At 68.7% G+C, this 17025-nt stretch carries 15 protein-coding genes; 13 read left to right on the forward strand and 2 right to left on the reverse strand.

Annotation, left to right across the window (positions count from 1 at the left end):
• Positions 1-62: 62 nt before the first annotated feature.
• From AC1DMS_RS07860 to AC1DMS_RS07890, 7 genes are all read left to right on the forward strand, one after another.
• Entirely contained in the window at positions 63-1721 is a 1659-nt protein-coding gene (locus AC1DMS_RS07860; RefSeq protein ID WP_018903676.1) for an ABC transporter substrate-binding protein, read from the forward strand.
• Positions 1721-2674, forward strand: a complete 954-nt coding sequence (locus AC1DMS_RS07865) for an ABC transporter permease (RefSeq protein WP_018903677.1) — start codon at positions 1721-1723, stop codon at positions 2672-2674. The genes AC1DMS_RS07860 and AC1DMS_RS07865 overlap by 1 nt, the downstream gene beginning before the upstream one ends.
• 4 nt (positions 2675-2678) lie before the next feature.
• On the forward strand, positions 2679-3593 hold the full coding sequence (locus tag AC1DMS_RS07870) for an ABC transporter permease (RefSeq protein WP_369664214.1): 915 nt from the start codon (positions 2679-2681) through the stop codon (positions 3591-3593).
• A 157-nt stretch (positions 3594-3750) separates the two neighbouring features.
• Positions 3751-4788 (forward strand): ABC transporter ATP-binding protein, encoded by a 1038-nt coding sequence (locus AC1DMS_RS07875; RefSeq protein ID WP_369664213.1) that lies wholly within the window; start codon positions 3751-3753, stop codon positions 4786-4788.
• 7 nt (positions 4789-4795) lie between these two features.
• Positions 4796-5833 (forward strand): ABC transporter ATP-binding protein, encoded by a 1038-nt coding sequence (locus AC1DMS_RS07880; protein ID WP_369664473.1) that lies wholly within the window; start codon positions 4796-4798, stop codon positions 5831-5833.
• A gap of 34 nt (positions 5834-5867) precedes the next feature.
• Positions 5868-7049 carry an amidase gene (locus AC1DMS_RS07885; RefSeq protein WP_018903681.1) on the forward strand — a complete coding sequence of 394 codons (1182 nt, stop codon included), beginning with the start codon at positions 5868-5870 and terminating at the stop codon, positions 7047-7049.
• Between the two features lie 76 nt (positions 7050-7125).
• Entirely contained in the window at positions 7126-7488 is a 363-nt protein-coding gene (locus AC1DMS_RS07890; protein ID WP_012746000.1) for a TfoX/Sxy family protein, read from the forward strand.
• On the opposite strand, the gene AC1DMS_RS07895 is transcribed toward AC1DMS_RS07890, so the two are convergent.
• Both AC1DMS_RS07895 and AC1DMS_RS07900 read right to left on the reverse strand, forming a co-directional pair.
• Positions 7489-8010, reverse strand: a complete 522-nt coding sequence (locus tag AC1DMS_RS07895) for an ureidoglycolate lyase (protein WP_012745999.1) — start codon at positions 8008-8010, stop codon at positions 7489-7491.
• A gap of 54 nt (positions 8011-8064) precedes the next feature.
• Positions 8065-8997: a LysR family transcriptional regulator gene (locus tag AC1DMS_RS07900; RefSeq protein ID WP_012745998.1), complete on the reverse strand. Its 933-nt coding sequence runs from the start codon at positions 8995-8997 to the stop codon at positions 8065-8067.
• A gap of 154 nt (positions 8998-9151) precedes the next feature.
• Here AC1DMS_RS07900 and AC1DMS_RS07905 point away from each other — a divergent pair, with 154 nt between their 5' ends.
• From AC1DMS_RS07905 to AC1DMS_RS07930, 6 genes are all read left to right on the forward strand, one after another.
• A complete protein-coding gene (locus tag AC1DMS_RS07905) occupies positions 9152-11287 on the forward strand; it encodes a 3-hydroxyacyl-CoA dehydrogenase NAD-binding domain-containing protein (RefSeq protein WP_018903684.1) in 2136 nt (711 codons plus the stop codon).
• 30 nt (positions 11288-11317) lie between these two features.
• Positions 11318-12508 (forward strand): acetyl-CoA C-acyltransferase, encoded by a 1191-nt coding sequence (locus tag AC1DMS_RS07910; RefSeq protein ID WP_018903685.1) that lies wholly within the window; start codon positions 11318-11320, stop codon positions 12506-12508.
• A 67-nt stretch (positions 12509-12575) separates the two neighbouring features.
• The gene (locus tag AC1DMS_RS07915; RefSeq protein WP_018903686.1) at positions 12576-13784 is read left to right on the forward strand and encodes an acyl-CoA dehydrogenase family protein; all 1209 of its coding nucleotides are present in this window, start codon (positions 12576-12578) and stop codon (positions 13782-13784) included.
• A gap of 13 nt (positions 13785-13797) precedes the next feature.
• Positions 13798-14940: an acyl-CoA dehydrogenase family protein gene (locus AC1DMS_RS07920; protein ID WP_018903687.1), complete on the forward strand. Its 1143-nt coding sequence runs from the start codon at positions 13798-13800 to the stop codon at positions 14938-14940.
• Positions 14937-15752 (forward strand): oxepin-CoA hydrolase, alternative type, encoded by an 816-nt coding sequence (locus AC1DMS_RS07925; RefSeq protein WP_018903688.1) that lies wholly within the window; start codon positions 14937-14939, stop codon positions 15750-15752. The genes AC1DMS_RS07920 and AC1DMS_RS07925 overlap by 4 nt, the downstream gene beginning before the upstream one ends.
• 64 nt (positions 15753-15816) lie before the next feature.
• A complete protein-coding gene (locus AC1DMS_RS07930) occupies positions 15817-17025 on the forward strand; it encodes a CaiB/BaiF CoA transferase family protein (RefSeq protein ID WP_012745992.1) in 1209 nt (402 codons plus the stop codon).

Genomic DNA, 17025 nt, shown 5'->3' on the forward strand with positions numbered 1-17025 from the left:
TGGCACACGTCGTGCTTCACCACCGGTTCGATCCCTTTGCCCTTTCACCCCTAGGAGCTCCTGTGAAGCGTGCCGTTCCTGCCTCGATCCTGAAACCCCTGGCCGCCTGCGCGGTGCTCGCCACCCTGGCCTTCGCAACGCCGGCCCTGGCCCAGGAGAAGACGCTGCGCATCGCCATGACCGCGGCCGACATTCCGCGCACGCTCGGCCAGCCCGACCAGGGCTTCGAAGGCAACCGCTTCACCGGCATTCCGATCTACGACTCGCTCACGCAGTGGGACCTGTCCAAGGCCGACGCGCCGAGCGTGCTGATCCCGGCACTGGCCAGTTCCTGGGCCGTCGACGCCAAGGACAAGACCAGGTGGGTCTTCAAGCTGCGCCCCGGCGTCAAGTTCCATGACGGCTCGGCCTTCAATGCCGACGCGGTGGTGTGGAACGTGCAGAAGGTGCTCGACAAGGACGCGCCGCAGTTCGATCCCAGCCAGGTCGGCGTGACCGCATCGCGCATGCCCACGCTGCGCACCGCGCGCAAGATCGACGACATGACGGTCGAGCTCGCCACGAGCGAGCCCGACGCCTTCCTGCCGATCAACCTGAGCAACCTGTTCATGGCCTCGCCCGCGCAGTGGCAGAAGAAATTCGACGCCGCGGCCGGCGCCACGCCCGCCGACAAGTCCAAGGCCGCATGGACCGCCTTCGCGGCCGACCCCGCGGGCTCGGGCCCGTTCAAGGTCACGCGCTTCGTGGCGCGCGAACGCCTGGAGCTGGCCGCCAACAAGGCCTACTGGGACGCGAAGCGCGTGCCCAAGATCGACAAGGTCGTGATGCTGCCGATGCCCGAGGCCAATGCGCGCACCGCCGCGCTGCTGGGCGGCCAGGTCGACTGGATCGAGGCGCCCGCGCCCGACGCCATGGCGCAGATCACGCAGCGCGGCTTCAAGATCTATTCCAACGCGCAGCCGCATGTGTGGCCGTGGCAGCTGTCGTTTGCCGAGGGGTCGCCCTGGCTCGACAAGCGCGTGCGCCAGGCCGCCAACCTGTGCATCGACCGCGGCGGCATGAAGCAGCTGCTCGGCGGCATGATGGCCGAGCCCAAGGGTACGGTGCCGCCGGGCCATCCGTGGTTCGGCACGCCGGGTTTCGACATCAAGTACGACGTGAAGGCCGCCCAGGCGCTGATGACGCAGGCCGGCTATTCGGCCGCCAAGCCCATCAAGGTGAAGGTGCAGATCTCCGCCTCGGGCTCGGGCCAGATGCAGCCGCTGCCGATGAACGAGTTCGCGCAGCAGTCGCTCAAGCAGTGCTTCTTCGACGTGCAGTTCGACGTGATCGAATGGAACACGCTCTTCACCAACTGGCGCAAGGGCGCGAAGGACCCCTCGGCCAACAGCGCCAACGCGGTCAACATCAGCTTCGCGGCGATGGACCCGTTCTTCGCGATGGTGCGCTTCGTGAGCACCAAGGCCTTTCCGCCGGTGTCCAACAACTGGGGCTACTACGGCAACGCCGAAGTCGACAAGCTCGTGGCCGATGCGCGCACCAGCTTCGACGACAAGGCGCGCGACGCTGCGCTGGCCAGGCTGCATACGCACATCGTGGACGACGCGCCCTTCGTCTGGATCGCGCATGACGTGGGGCCGCGCGCGATGTCGGCCAAGGTCAAGAACGTCGTCCAGCCCAAGAGCTGGTTCATCGACATCGCCACCATGACGATGGACTGATGCTCGCCTATCTGTTGCGCCGCATCGTCTACGCCGTGCCGATCATGGTCGGCGTGGCGCTGGTGTGTTTTCTGCTGGTGCACATCGCGCCGGGCGATCCGCTGGTGTCGATCCTGCCGCCCGACGCCTCGGCCGACCTGCAGGCGCAGCTGCGCGAGCTCTACGGCTTCAACCGTTCGCTGCCCGAGCAGTTCGCGATGTGGGTCTGGCGTGCGCTGCATGGCGACCTGGGCGTGTCCATCGCAAGCAACCGCGCCGTGGCGGGCGAGGTGTTCACGGCCGTGGGCAACACGCTGCGACTCGCGGTGGTGGCGACCTTCATCGGCTTCGTGCTGGGCTGCCTGTTCGGTTTCGTGGCCGGCTACTTCCGCAACTCATGGCTCGACCGCCTTGCCTCGATGCTGTCGGTGCTGGGCGTGAGCGTGCCGCACTACTGGCTGGGCATGGTGATGGTGATCGTGTTCTCGTCGCAGCTCATGTGGCTGCCCGCCACCGGCGCAGGCCCGGGCGGCTCGAGCGACTGGGCCTGGGACTGGGCGCACCTGCAGTTCCTGATCCTGCCGGCCCTCACGATGTCGGTGATTCCCATGGGCATCATCGCGCGCACCGTGCGCGCGCTGGTGGCCGACATCCTCGACCAGGAATTCATCGTCGGCCTGCGCGCCAAGGGCCTCACGCACTGGGGCGTGTTCCGCCACATGGTGAAGAACGCGGCGCCCACCGCGCTCGCGGTGATGGGCCTGCAGCTGGGCTACCTGCTGGGCGGCTCGATCCTGATCGAGACCGTGTTCTCGTGGCCCGGCACCGGCTTTCTGTTGAACTCCGCGATCTTCCAGCGCGACCTGCCGCTGCTGCAGGGAACCATCCTGGTGCTGGCGCTGTTCTTCGTGTTGCTCAACCTGCTGGTCGACGTGCTGCAGACGCTGCTCGACCCGCGCATCGCTCGGGCCTGAAGACATGAGCGCACTGCCCCTCCCCTCTTCTTCTTCCTCCGCCGCCGCCGACGTGAAGCCGCTGCCGCCGATGCAATGCTCCCGCGGCTACTGGACCTCGGCGCTGCTGCGCTTCACGCGCGATCCGGTCGCGATGGGTGCCGCCTTGGTGGTTCTGCTGCTGATCGGCCTGGCCGTGTTCGGCCCGTGGCTCGCGCCGGCCGATCCTTACGCCTCGTCGATGCTCAAGCGGCTCAAGCCGATCGGCACCGAGGGCCTGCCCTTCGGCAGCGACGAACTGGGCCGCGACATGCTGTCGCGCCTGATCGTCGGCGCACGGCTGTCGCTGTTCATCGGCATCACGCCGGTGATCTGCGCCTTCGTGCTCGGCACAGTGATCGGCATCGTTGCGGGCTATGCGGGCGGCTTCACCAACACGCTGATCATGCGCACCATCGACGTGTTCTACGCCTTTCCCTCGGTGCTGCTGGCCATTGCGCTGTCGGGCACGCTGGGCGCGGGCGTGGTCAATTCGCTGATCTCGCTGACCATCGTCTTCATTCCGCAGATCGCGCGCGTGGCCGAGAGCGTGACGACGCAGGTGCGCACGCGCGACTACGTGGAGGCGGCGCGCGCCTCGGGCGCGAACCCGTTCACGATCGTGCGGGTGCATGTGCTGGGCAATGTGCTCGGTCCGATCTTCGTCTACGCAACGAGTCTGATCGCGGTGTCGATGATCCTGGCCTCGGGCCTGTCGTTCCTGGGCCTGGGCGTGAAGCCGCCGGAGCCGGAGTGGGGCCTGATGCTCAACACGCTGCGCACCGCGATCTATGTGCAGCCGTGGGTCGCCGCGTTGCCGGGCGCGATGATCTTCATCACGTCGATCTCCTTCAATCTTTTGTCCGATGGGTTGCGGTCGGCGATGGACAACAAGGGGTGAGGATGCTTTGCGTTGTGTTTGAGGTTCTTTGTTCGGGGCGCGCTCCCGCCGACGGGGGACATTCGCGGAGGGGAGTACCCGGTGGCCTGTGCACGCGCCCCGAACAAGAGCGCCAAGAACAAACAACAGCGCAAAAACAAGAGCGACAAAGGACACCATGGACGCACTGAAAGACATCGGCGGCCCCGCACAACCGCTGCTCACCATCACCGGCCTGGTCAAGCACTTTCCGCTCAAGAAAGATCCGCTGGGCCGCGGCGGTGGCGTGGTGCGCGCGGTCGATGGGGTCGACTTCGAAGTGCTCAAAGGCGAAACGCTCGGCGTGGTCGGCGAATCGGGTTGCGGCAAGTCGACCACCGCGCGGCTGCTGATGCAGCTGATTGCACCAACGCGGGGCGAAGTGATCTTCGACGGCCGCGAAGTCGGCGGGCGCGAACTGCCGCTCAAGGAGTTCAGGCGCCAGGTGCAGATGGTGTTCCAGGACAGCTACGCCTCGCTCAACCCGCGCCTCACCATCGAGGACTCGGTGGCTTTCGGTCCGCAGGTGCACGGCGTCGGCCGGCGCGAGGCCGTGGCGCGTGCGCGCGACCTGCTCGCGCGCGTCGGGCTCGAGCCGCAGCGCTTTGCCGAACGCTATCCGCACGAACTCTCGGGCGGCCAGCGCCAGCGCGTCAACATCGCGCGCGCGCTCGCGCTGCAGCCGCGCATGGTGATCCTCGACGAGGCCGTGTCGGCGCTCGACAAGTCGGTGGAGGCGCAGGTCATCAACCTGCTGCTCGACCTCAAGGCCGAATTCGGCCTCACCTATCTTTTCATCAGCCACGACCTCAACGTGGTGCGCTACGTGAGCGACCGCGTGATGGTCATGTACCTGGGCCAGGTGGCCGAGATCGGTCCGGCCGACGCGCTCTACGATGCGCCGGCGCATCCCTACACCCGCGCGCTGCTCTCGTCGATGCCCTCGATGGACCCCGATCACCGCACCGAGCAAGCGGCGCTGGCCGGCGACCCGCCGAACCCGATCAACCCGCCCACGGGCTGCCGCTTCCATCCGCGCTGCGCGCTGGCCGCACCGGTGTGCAGCCAGATCGTGCCCGAGCCCATCGCCACCGGCGCGCGGCATGCGGCGAGCTGCCTGGTCCACGAGCCCGGCAGCGGACATCCGATGGCCGTGCCGCTGGCCCGGGCGGCCTGAACGCATGATGACGACAACGATGAGCAACCCGACCTCTTCCTCCTCCGAGCCGATGGTCCGCCTGCGCGACCTCAGTGTCACGTTCAGCGGCGGCCGCAAGCCCGTGCATGCGGTGAGCGGCGTGAGCCTGGAGGTGCAGCGCGGCGAGGTGGTCGCGCTGATCGGCGAATCGGGCTCCGGCAAGAGCGTGACGCTGCGCACGCTGCTGCGCCTGCATCCCGAGCGCCGCACGCGCATCGGCGGGCAGGTGCAGGTGGCCGGGCGCGACGTGCTCGCGATGCCCGCGCGCGAGCTCGACGACTTCCGCGGCAAGGTCGCCTCGATGATCTTCCAGGAGCCGCTGCTCGCGCTCGATCCGGTGTATTCGGTCGGCGCGCAGATCGTCGAGTCGATCCGCCGGCACGACAGGAAGGCCACGGCGGCCGAGGCGCAGCAGCGTGCGCTTGCGCTGTTCGAACGCGTGCGCATCCCGAGCCCCGAGCGGCGCCTGGCAGCCTATCCGCACGAGATGTCGGGCGGCATGCGGCAGCGTGCGATGATCGCGCTGGCGCTGGCATGCAAACCCCAGTTGCTGCTGGCCGACGAGCCGACCACCGCGCTCGACGCCACGGTGCAGATCCAGATCCTGCTGCTGCTGCGCGAACTGCAGCGCGACCTCGGCCTGTCGGTGATCTTCGTCACGCACGACATTGGCGCCGCGGTCGAGGTGGCCGACCGCATCGCCGTGATGTATGCGGGCCGCATCGTCGAGGAAGGCACGGCGCGCGAGCTGATCCGCTCGCCGCGCCACCCCTACACCATCGCGCTGCTCAAGAGCCGCGCGCACGGCGCTCTGGCGCGCGGCGCGCGGCTGGAGACCATCGGCGGCGCGCCGCCCGACCTGTCGGCGCTGCCGCCCGGCTGCGCCTTTGCCGAACGCTGCACGCTCGCCACCGATGCCTGCCGCGCCGCGCAGCCGCCGGTGGTCGAGCTTGCGCCGAAGCACCGCGCGCGCTGCATCCATACCGATGCCGCTGCCGCCATCGCACCCACGCTGGCCGCCTGAGCCGCACCTGCACACGCACACACCACGACACGCCATGCCCCTGCACGACCCCGCCCACGCCTTCGTTCCGTACCCCGACGCGCCGGTGCCGCATGCGCCCACCGGCCCGCTGGCCGACCTGCGCTTTGCAGCCAAGGACCTGTTCGACGTGGCCGGCTATCCCACCGGCGGCGGCAGCCCGATCGTGCTGGCGATGTCGGGCATCAAGACCCGCACCGCGCCCACCGTGCAGAAGCTGCTCGATGCGGGCGCGCGCTTCGCGGGCAAGACCGTGACCGACGAACTCGCGTTCTCGATGAACGGCAACAACGCGCACTTCGGGGCGCCGATCAACGGCGCGGCCAAGGACCGCATCACCGGCGGCTCGTCGTCGGGCTCGGCCTCGGCCGTGTCATCGGGCCTGTGCGACTTTGCGCTCGGCACCGACACCGGCGGCTCGGTGCGCGCGCCGGCCAACCACTGCGGCCTGTACGGCCTGCGCCCCACGCATGGCCGCGTGAGCCTCGAAGGCGCGCTCGACCTTGCGCCCAGCCTCGACACCTGCGGCTGGTTCGCGCGCGACATCGGCACCTTCGCGCGCGTGGCCGACGTGCTGCTGGGTGCCGACACGGCCGCGCTGCCCGCGCGCGTGCGGCTGCTGCGGCCCGAGGACGTGTGGTCGCTCGCGGTGCCGGCCGCGGCCGACGCGCTGGCGGATGCGGCCGCGCGCGCGCAGCGCGTGCTCGGCGATGCGGCGGGCATCGAGGTCGCGCTCGACTCCTTCGACGCGATGTACTGGAACTTCCGCTACGTGCAGTCGCACGAGGCCTGGCTCACCGACGGCCCGCTGATCGAGCGCTACGCGCCGCCGCTGGGCCCGGGCGTGGCCGAGCGCTTCGCCTGGTCGCGCGGCGTGACCGATGCGCAGATCGTCGCGGGCCGCGCCTTCCGCATCGCTTTCCGCAGCCACTTGGCCAAGCTGCTCGGCAGCGACGGCGTGCTGCTGATGCCGACCATGCCCGACATCGCGCCGCTGCGCAGCGAAGGCGAGGCCGGCCTGGAGGACTACCGCAACCGCGCGATCCGGATGCTGTGCATTGCGGGCCTTGCCGGCTTTCCGCAATTGTCGATGCCGCTCGCGCAGCGCCACGGTGCGCCGCTGGGCATTTCGCTGCTCGGACCGGCGGGGTCGGACCGGTCGTTGATCGGGCTGGCGGAGCGCATTGCCGGCGGCTGACGCGGCCATCGCGCCCTGGCCCTGACTTGGGCGACACTGCGGCCTTCCATCATGCGTTGAGCGCAGGAACAGCAACATGTCGCAGGCCTCGCCGCAATTCGTGGATTTCATCGTCGACCGGCTCTCCGGAATCGACGGCATCACGACAAACCGCTTCTTCGGCGGCACCGGCCTCTCGGCCCACGCCACGCAGTTCGCGATGGTCATGGGCGGCAGCCTCTACTTCGTCGTGGACAAGGACACGCGGCCCAGGTACGAGAAGCTGGGCAGCACCTGCTTTGCCTACGACACGAAGGCGCGGCGGGTCCAGGTGCGCAAGTATTTCGAGGTTCCCATCGAGATCATCGAGGACCATGAGGCACTGGCGGCCTTGGCAAGGGAAGCCGTTCTCGCGGCGCAAGGCCTGAAGACAAAGAAGCCGGCCGGCAAGCGCGCCTAGTTAGTCGCGCCAATCGACGACCACCCGCGCCGCCAGCGCGCAGGTATCGCAATCGACACTCGCCGCGGCCCGCTCCACCACCACGAAGTCGCCCGCATCCACCGCCAGCAGCGCGTGGTGCCAGGTGCCGGGCGCGAGTGTCACGCCCTGCAGCCCGTCGGTCACGAACGCAGCGAGCGCAGCGGGCGCGGGCGCCTCGCCGGCCGGCGCCACGACGATGACGAAGCGCCTTTCTCCCAAGGGCACGAAAGTCTGGCTGCCGAGCGCGTGGCGCTCCATCTCCGTGACTTCATGCGGAAAACGCCGCGCCTGCGCACGGAACAGCGCGAGCATCGGCCGGCCGCCCTGCGCGCCGAGCTGCAGGTCGCCGACAAGGTCGAAGCGTTCGGCATTGCCGCCATTGATCGGGCGGCCCTTCTTGCCGGCGGGCGCGGCCAGCACCGTGCCGTAGGGCGCGAAAGCCTGGGGTGTCAGCGGTTGCACCGCGAGCGGCATCGGGGCGAGGAAAGCTGCATCGTTCATGCGGCGGAGTACAGCAGAAAACATGCCGATGGTCACCGGGCCTGCGTGCGCTTCCTACCGCTGCGACTGATCAACCGATTCAGCGCCGGGCACCCGCACCCGCTCCAGGATGAAATCGATGAAGGTGCGGATTGCCCGCGTGTGCTGCCGGTTGGGCATGTAGAGCATGAACATCTGCGTGCCGAAGATGCTGAGGCGCCAGTCGTCCAGCGTGGTCACCACGTCGCCCTTGCGCACGTCCTCCTGCACCACGTAGTCGGGCACCAGGCCGATGCCCAGGCCCGCGAGGATGGCCTGGCGCAGGAACAAGAAGTTCTCCGAGATCAGCGTCGGCTCCAGGATCACCTCGCGCCGCACCTCTCCCAGATTCTGGCCCTGGTAGGCCGACACGCGCAGCTGCCGGCCGATGACAGCGGCCGTGACCACGGGCGCGCCCTGCAGTTCGTCGAGCTGCACCGGCAGCGGATGCTTCTGTGCATAGCCGCTTGAAGCGCAGGCCACATAGCGCACCGGCCCCATCTCGCGCGCCACCAGGTTCTGCGGCGGCTCTGGAATCACGCGGATCGCGATGTCGACCTCGTCGCGCAGCAGGTCCTCGATGCGGTTCTCGAACACCACGTCGAGCACGATGCCCGGGTACTGCCGCTTGAAGTCGATCAGCCAGCCGGCCATCACCAGCTGGCCGTAGCCGCTGGGCACGCTCAGGCGCACGCGGCCCTGCAGGCCCTGGCCCAGCGTGGTGACCGATTCCTTCGCGGCCAGCAGCTCGGCCTGGATCGCCACGCCGTGCTGGTACAGGCGCAGGCCGATCTCGGTCGGTTCGGCGCGGCGCGTGGTGCGCCGCACCAGCTGGGCGCCGACCGAGCGCTCGAGCTGGTTCAGGTGGTAGCTGACGTTGGCGCGGCTCATCTTGAGCCGGCGCGCGGCCGCGCTCAGGTTGCCGGCGTCAAGGATTTCCACCAGCAGGGTCAGCGATTGGAGATCCATGGGCCGATTGTGTCAAAAATTCTTTGACAGTCTGTCAATGGTCTATGCAATTGTCAAAGCACCGGCACCGGCCAAGAATGCGGGGTTCACCCCCAGAGCCTCGGGCCCCTCGCGTTTGCAGCAGGGCTCGCCACGCAAGAGACAAGACAAGCACATGGCCACCACAACCTCCAGCCCTTCCACGTCTTCCGGTCCCGTCAGCTTCGAGCGTCTTGGCGACGTGTTCGTGGTGACCATCGACAACCCGCCCGTCAACGCCCTGGGCGTGGATGTGCGCCGCGGCCTCGTGGCCGCCATCGAGGCGGCCGAGGCCGACGGCGCCGCGGCCGCGGTGCTGATCGTCGGCGCGGGCCGCAACTTCATCGCAGGCGCCGACATCCGCGAGTTCGGCAAGACGCCGCAGCCGCCCTCGCTGCCCGAGGTGTGCCTTGCTATCGAGAACTGCAGCAAGCCGGTGGTTGCCGCCATCCACGGCGCTGCGCTCGGCGGCGGGCTCGAAGTGGCGCTGTCGGCGCACTACCGCATCGCCTCGCCCACCGCCAAGCTCGGCCTGCCCGAAGTGCAGCTCGGCCTGTTGCCCGGCTCGGGCGGCACGCAACGCGCGCCGCGCCTGATCGGCGTGAAGCCCGCGCTCGAACTGATGCTCAGCGGCCGCCACGCGGGCGCGAAGGAAGCGCTGTCGCTCGGCCTCGTGGACCGGCTCGGCAACGAGGCCGATGCGCGCGCCGAAGGCCTGGCCTACGCGCAGGAACTCGTGGCCGCCAAGGCGCCGGTGCGCCGCACGCGCGAGGCTGGCGGCCTGGCCGACAAGGAAGCCAGCCGCGCCGCGCTCGAAGCCGCGCGCGCCGACACCGCGAAGAAGAGCCGCGGCCTGTTCTCGCCGATGAAGATCATCGAAGCCGTCGAGGCCGCGCTCACGCTGCCTTTCGACGAAGGCATGGCGCTGGAGCGCAAGCTGTTCCTGCAGTGCATCGACAGCCCGCAGCGCGCCGGCCTGATCCACGCCTTCTTCGCCGAGCGCGAAGTGCTGAAGGCGCCCGAGACCCGGTCCGCCGCGCCGCGCGCGCTTGCATCGGCCGGCATCGTCGGCGGCGGCACCATGGGCGCGGGCATCGCGGTGGCAATGCTCGACGCGGGCCTGCCCGTGACCATGATCGAGCGCGACGAGCCCAGCCTCGCGCGCGGCCGCCAGCATGTCGAGAAGGTGTACGACGGCCTCATCAAGAAGGGCCGCATGACGCCCGAGGCCAAGACCGCCGTGATGGCGCGCTTCTCGGGCTCCACGTCTTATGACGCGCTCGCGCAGGTCGACATCGTGGTCGAAGCGGTGTTCGAGGACATGGGCGTGAAGAAGGCCGTGTTCGCCGAGCTCGACCGCGTCTGCAAGCGCGGCGCGGTGCTCGCCACCAACACCTCGTACCTGGACATCGACGAGATCGCCGAGAGCATTTCGCGTCCGCAGGACGTGGTGGGCCTGCACTTCTTCTCGCCGGCCAACATCATGAAGCTGCTGGAGATCGTGGTGCCCGCCAAGGTGAGCGCCGACGTGGTCGCGACCGGCTTCGAGCTCGCGAAGAAATTGAAGAAGGTGCCGGTGCGCGCCGGCGTGTGCGACGGCTTCATCGGCAACCGCATCCTCGCGGTGTACCGCCAGGCCGCCGACCACATGATGGAAGACGGCGCGTCGCCCTACCAGATCGACGAGGCCGTGCGCAACTTCGGCTACCCGATGGGGCCGTTCCAGGTGTCCGACCTCGCGGGCGGCGACATCGGCTGGGCCACGCGCAAGCGCAAGGCCGCCACGCGCGATCCGCAGGCGCGCTACGTGCAGATTGCCGACCGCATCTGCGAGCGCGGCTGGTTCGGCCAGAAGACGCAGCGCGGCTACTACCTGTACCCCGAGGGCGCCCGCACCGGCCAGCCCGACCCCGAGGTGCTGGCCATCATCGACGCCGAGCGCGAGCGCGCGGGCATCAAGCCGCGCACCTTCACCGAGGAAGAAATCATGCGCCGCTACATGGCCGCGATGATCAACGAGGGCGCCAACGTCGTGCTCCAGCGCATCGCGCTGCGCCCGCTCGACGTGGACGTGACCTTCCTCTACGGCTACGGCTTTCCGCGGCACCGCGGCGGCCCGATGAAGTACGCCGACACCGTGGGCCTGCCGAAGGTGCTGGCCGACATCCGCGAATTCGCCAAGGCCGACCCGATCTTCTGGAAGCCCTCGCCGCTGCTGGTGGAGCTGGTCGAGCGCGGCGCCGATTTCGCGAGCCTGAACCAATCCGAGTAACCAGAGCCAGCCGTCCAGGAGACATCCCCCATGCGCGAAGCCGTCATCGTTTCCACCGCCCGCACTCCGCTCACCAAGGCGCACCGCGGCGAATTCAACATCACGCCGGGCCCCACGCTCGCGGCCTTTGCGGTCAAGGCCGCTGTCGAGCGCTCGGGCCTGGACCCCGCGCTGATCGAGGACGCGATCCTCGGCTGCGGCTACCCCGAAGGCACCACGGGCCGCAACATCGCGCGCCAGAGCATCATCCGCGCGGGGCTGCCGATCTCGATCGCCGGCACCACCGTCAACCGCTTCTGCGCCTCGGGCCTGCAGGCGATCGCCATGGCCGCGGGCCGCATCGTGGTGGACGGCGCGCCGGCCATGATCGCGGGCGGCGTCGAGAGCATCTCGCAGATCCGCAGCCGCAGCGCCACCGATGCCGGCGACAGCGGCATGGACCCGTGGATCGTCCAGCACAAGCCCGCGCTCTACATGGCGATGATCGAGACCGCCGACATCGTGGCCCAGCGCTACGGCATCAGCCGCGAGGCGCAGGACCGCTTCTCGGCCGAGAGCCAGCGCAAGACCGAAGAGGCCCAGCTCGCCGGCCGCTACAGGGACGAGATCGTCGCCTGCACCACCACCATGGCCGTGACCGACAAGGAGACCAAGGAAGTCAGCTACCGCGAAGTCACCGCCACCGAAGACAACTGCAACCGCCGCGGCACCACCTACGAGGCGCTCGCCAAGCTCAAGCCCGTGATGGGCGACGACAAGTTCATCACGGCCGGCAACGCCTCGCAGCTGTCCGACGGCGCCTCGGCCTGCGTGCTGATGGAAGCGAAGGACGCGGAGCGTGCCAACCTCAAGCCCCTCGGCGCATTCCGCGGCCTTGCGGTGGCCGGCTGCGAGCCCGACGAGATGGGCATTGGCCCGGTGTTCGCGGTGCCCAAGCTGCTCGCGCGCCATGGCCTGAAGGTCGAGGACATCGGCCTCTGGGAACTCAACGAAGCCTTCGCCTCGCAGTCGATCTACTGCCAGGAGAAGCTCGGCATTCCGTCGGAACTGCTCAACGTGAACGGCGGCGCGATCTCCATCGGCCACCCCTTCGGCATGACCGGCGCGCGCCTCACGGGCCACGTGCTGATCGAAGGCAGGCGCCGCGGCGCGAAGTACGCGGTGGTCACGATGTGCATTGCCGGCGGCATGGGCGCGGCGGGCCTGTTCGAAATATTTTGAAACCTTGCGGGACAGACCAAGAAATTGCGCAGCAATTTTTGCTCTGTCCTCAACTGATTGGAATGCGATGGACCTGAATTTCACGACCGAAGAAGAAGCCTTCCGCAGCGAAGTGCGCGCCTTCCTGGCCGCAAGACTGCCGGTGCGGCTGTCCGAGAAAGTGCGCGGCGGCAAGATCCTCGCCAAGGCCGATATGGAGGAATGGCACGCCATCCTCAACGAGCGCGGCTGGCTCGCGAATCACTGGCCCGAGCAGTACGGCGGTCCGGGCTGGACGGCGGTGGAAAAATTCATCTTCGAACACGAATGCGCGCTGGCCTTTGCGCCGCGCATCGTGCCCTTCGGCGTGAACATGCTCGGGCCGGTGCTCATCAAGTACGGCAACGAGGCACAGAAGCGCCACTGGCTGCCGCGCATCCTGAACGGCGCCGACTGGTGGTGCCAGGGCTATTCGGAACCCGGCGCGGGCTCCGACCTGGCGGCCGTGAAGACCTCGGCCGTGCGCGGCATCGACGCCCAGGGCGACCACTACATCGTGAACGGCCAGAAGACCTGGACCACGCTGGGCCAGCACGCCAACATGATCTTCTGCCTGGTGCGCACCAACCGCGAGGCGAAGAAGCAGGAAGGCATCAGCTTCCTCCTGATCGACATGACCTCGCCCGGCGTGGAAGTGCGGCCGATCATCACGCTCGACGGCGAGCATGAAGTGAACGAAGTGTTCTTCTCCGACGTGCGCGTGCCGGCCGAGAACCTCGTCGGCGAAGAGAACAAGGGCTGGACCTGTGCCAAGTATCTTTTGACCTACGAGCGCACCAACATCGCGGGCGTCGGCTTCTCGGTGGCGGCGCTCGAGCAGCTCAAGGGCATTGCGGCCACGCAGACGAAGAACGGCAAGCCGCTGGCCGAAGACCCGGCATTTGCCGCACGCATGGCGCGTGTCGAGATCGATCTGGAGAACATGAAGACCACCAACCTGCGCGTGATCGCAGCCGTGGCCGGCGGCGGCGTGCCGGGCGCGGAAAGCTCGATGCTCAAGATCCGCGGCACCGAGATCCGGCAGGAGATCTCGTCGCTCGCGCGCCGCGCCATGGGCGTCTACGGCCGGCCCTTCGTCGAAGAGGCGCTGCACGACGGCTTCGACGGCGAAACCTTCGGCCCGGCCTACGCATCGGCCGCCGCCGCGCGCTACTTCAACAACCGCAAGCTGTCGATCTTCGGCGGCTCCAATGAAATCCAGAAGAACATCATCTCCAAGATGATCCTCGGGCTGTAAAGGAGACACGCACATGAACTTCGAACACACCGAAGACCGGCGCATGCTCGCCGACAGCCTGAACCGCTTCATCGCCGAGCAGTACGCCTTCGATGCGCGCGACCGCATCGCAAAATCCGCGCACGGTTTCAGCAAGGAGATCTTCCAGAATTTCGCCGAACTGGGCGTGATCGGCGCGCTGTTCAGCGAAGCCGATGGCGGCTTCGGCGGCGGCGGCTTCGACATTGCCGTGGTCTTCGAGGCGCTGGGCCGCGGGCTCGTGGTCGAGCCGCTGCTGGGTGCCGTGATGGTCGGCGAGGCGCTCAGCGCGGCCGGCAGCGATGCGCAGAAAGAGAAGCTCGGCGACATCATCAACGGCCTGACCGTCGCGGCCTTTGCGCATGACGAAGCCGACACGCACTACGAACGCACGCGCGTGGCGACCCGCGCCGAGCGCAGCGGCGACGGCTGGGTGCTGCACGGCGCCAAGGCCGTGGTGCCGCAGGGCGAGCAGGCCGACCTGTTCCTGGTTTCGGCCCGCAGCTCGGGCAAGGTCGACGATGAAGCCGGCATCTCGCTGTTCCTCGTGCCTGCCAGGACCGCGGGCCTTTCGGTGCGCGGCTGCCCCGCCATCGACGGCGGCCGCGTCGCCGAACTCGCGCTCGACGGCGTGAAGCTCGGCGCCGACGCGCTGCTGGGCACCGAAGGCCTGGGCCACGCGACGCTGGAACGCGCCATCGGCCGCGGCGTGCTCGCACTGTGCGCCGAGGCGCTCGGCGCGATGGAAGCCGCCAAGACCGCCACGCTCGACTACCTGCGCACGCGCAAGCAGTTCGGCATGCTGATCGGCAGCTTCCAGGCACTGCAGCACCGCATGGCCGACCTGCTGCTCGAGATCGAACAGGCGCGTTCGGCGGTGATCAACGCCGCGGCCGCCATCGACGGCGCCGACCGCGTGGCGCGCGAGCGTGCGCTGTCGGCTGCCAAGTTCAGCATCGGCCGCATCGGCGCGCTGGTGGCCGAAGAAAGCATCCAGATGCACGGCGGCATCGGCATGACCTGGGAGCTGCCGCTGCCGCACTACGCCAAGCGGCTCGTGATGATCGACCACCAGCTCGGCGACGAAGACCACCATCTGCAGCGCTACATCGCGCTGGGCAAGGAGGTGGCCGCATGACCGAAAAGACCGTTTTGATCTCGCAGCAGGGCGCGGTCCGCATCCTGACCAACAGCAACCCGGGCGCGCGCAATGCGATCACGCCGACGCTGTACGCAGAGCTGAGCGCTGCGCTCGCCGATGCGCAAAACGACCCCGAAGTGGGCGCCGTCGTCTTCACCGGCGCGGGCGATTTCTTCTGCTCGGGCGGCGACCTCAACCTGCTGGCCAAGCGCCGCGAGCTGCCCGCCTCCGAGCGCCGTGAAAAGCTCGAAGGCCTGCACGACCTGATCCGCGGCATCCGCGATTGCGGCAAGCCGGTGATCGCGGCCGTCGAAGGCGGCGCGGCGGGCGCGGGCCTCTCGATGGCGCTGGCCTGCGACATGCTGGTGTCGGCGCGCGACGCGTTCTACACGGTGGCCTACGTCAAGGTCGGCCTCACGCCCGACGGCGGCGCCACGGCCTTTCTTGCGGAATTCGTCTCGCGCCAGGTGCTGACCGAGATGTGCCTGACCGGCGACCGCATGACGGCCGAGCGCCTGCATGCGCTGGGCGCGGTCAACCGGCTGACCGACAAGGGCGCCGCGCTGGCCGAGGCCATCGCGCTCGCGGCCAAGGTGGCCGACGGCCCCGAGCGCGCGATCGCACGCATCAAGACGCTGTGCCGCCAGGCGCACCGCGCCACGCTCGAGCAGCAGCTCGATGCCGAGGCCGTGTACATGGTCGAATCGCAGGCCGATGCCGAGGCGGCCGAAGGCATCGGTGCCTTCCTCGGCAAGCGGCGCGCGGATTTCAACGCGCTGCGCCGCAAGACAAAGCCGGACGCGTCCTGACGCGCGTCGTGCCCCGCCCTCGCATGCGAACGCGGGGGTTGTTCGTTTTCCTGGAGTTGCCCTCATGCCCATGCTGAATTCCTCGCTGCCGCTGGCCGGCGTGCGCGTCCTCGATCTGTCCCGCATCCTCGCGGGCCCCTGGTGCGGCATGGTGCTGGCCGACATGGGCGCCGAAGTCATCAAGGTCGAGCACCCGGGCCGCGGCGACGACACGCGCGACTGGGGCCTGCGCGTCGGCAAGACCGAGACCGCCTACTTCAACAGCGTGAACCGCAACAAGCGCTCGGTCACGCTCGACCTGCAGACGCCCGAGGGCCAGCAGATCGCGCGCGACCTCGCCAAGCAGTGCGACGTGGTGATCCAGAACTTCAAGTTCGGCGGCATCGACAAGCTGGGCCTCGGCTACGAGCAGCTCAGTAAGGAGCATCCGGGGCTCATCTACTGCTCGATCTCGGGCTACGACCGCACCGGCCCCGAGGCCGCGCGCCCCGGCTACGACCTCGTGGTGCAGGGCGAGGCCGGGCTGATGGCGCTCAACGGCGAAGCCAGCCAGCCGCCGCTGAAGTTCGGCGTGGCCATGGTCGACCTGTTCACCGGCATGTACTCGGCGCAGGCGGTGCTCGCGGCGCTCTACCAGCGCGAGAAGACCGGCAAGGGCCGGCATGTGGAGATGGCTCTCTTCGACTGCGGCCTGATGATCACCGCCTACTACGGCCTCGAGGCGCTGCTGATGGGCGAGGACCCGCCGCGCTACGGCAACTCGCATCCGTCGATCGTGCCCTACGGCGTGTTCGACGCGGCCGACGGCCCGCTCGTGATCACCGTGGGCAACAACGCGCAGTTCGCGCGCTTCTGCACCGAAGTGATCGAGCGGCCCGACCTCGCGGCCGACGAGCGCTTCAAGACCAACATCCTGCGCTCGGCGAACCGCGCGGTGCTGCTGCCCGAGCTGCATGCCGAGCTGGCCAGGCGCCAGCGCGCCGACCTGCTGGCCAGGCTCAGCGCCTCGGGCATTCCCTGCGGCGAAGTGCTGGGCCTGCTCGAAGCGCTCAACTCCAGGCGCGCGGCCGATGCCGGCCTCGTGACCGAGCAGCCGCATCCGGTGGCCGGCAAGGTCAACGTGCTGGCGCCGCCCTACCGCTTCGACGGCGAGCGCCTGCCCGTGCGCAGCGCACCGCCGCAGCTGGGCGAAGGCACGCACGAGGTGCTGCAGTCGCTGCTCGGCCTGTCGGACGACCGGCTCGCGCAACTGAAAACCAGCGGCGTCGTCTGA

This window comes from Variovorax sp. 05T418 (assembly GCF_056396385.1).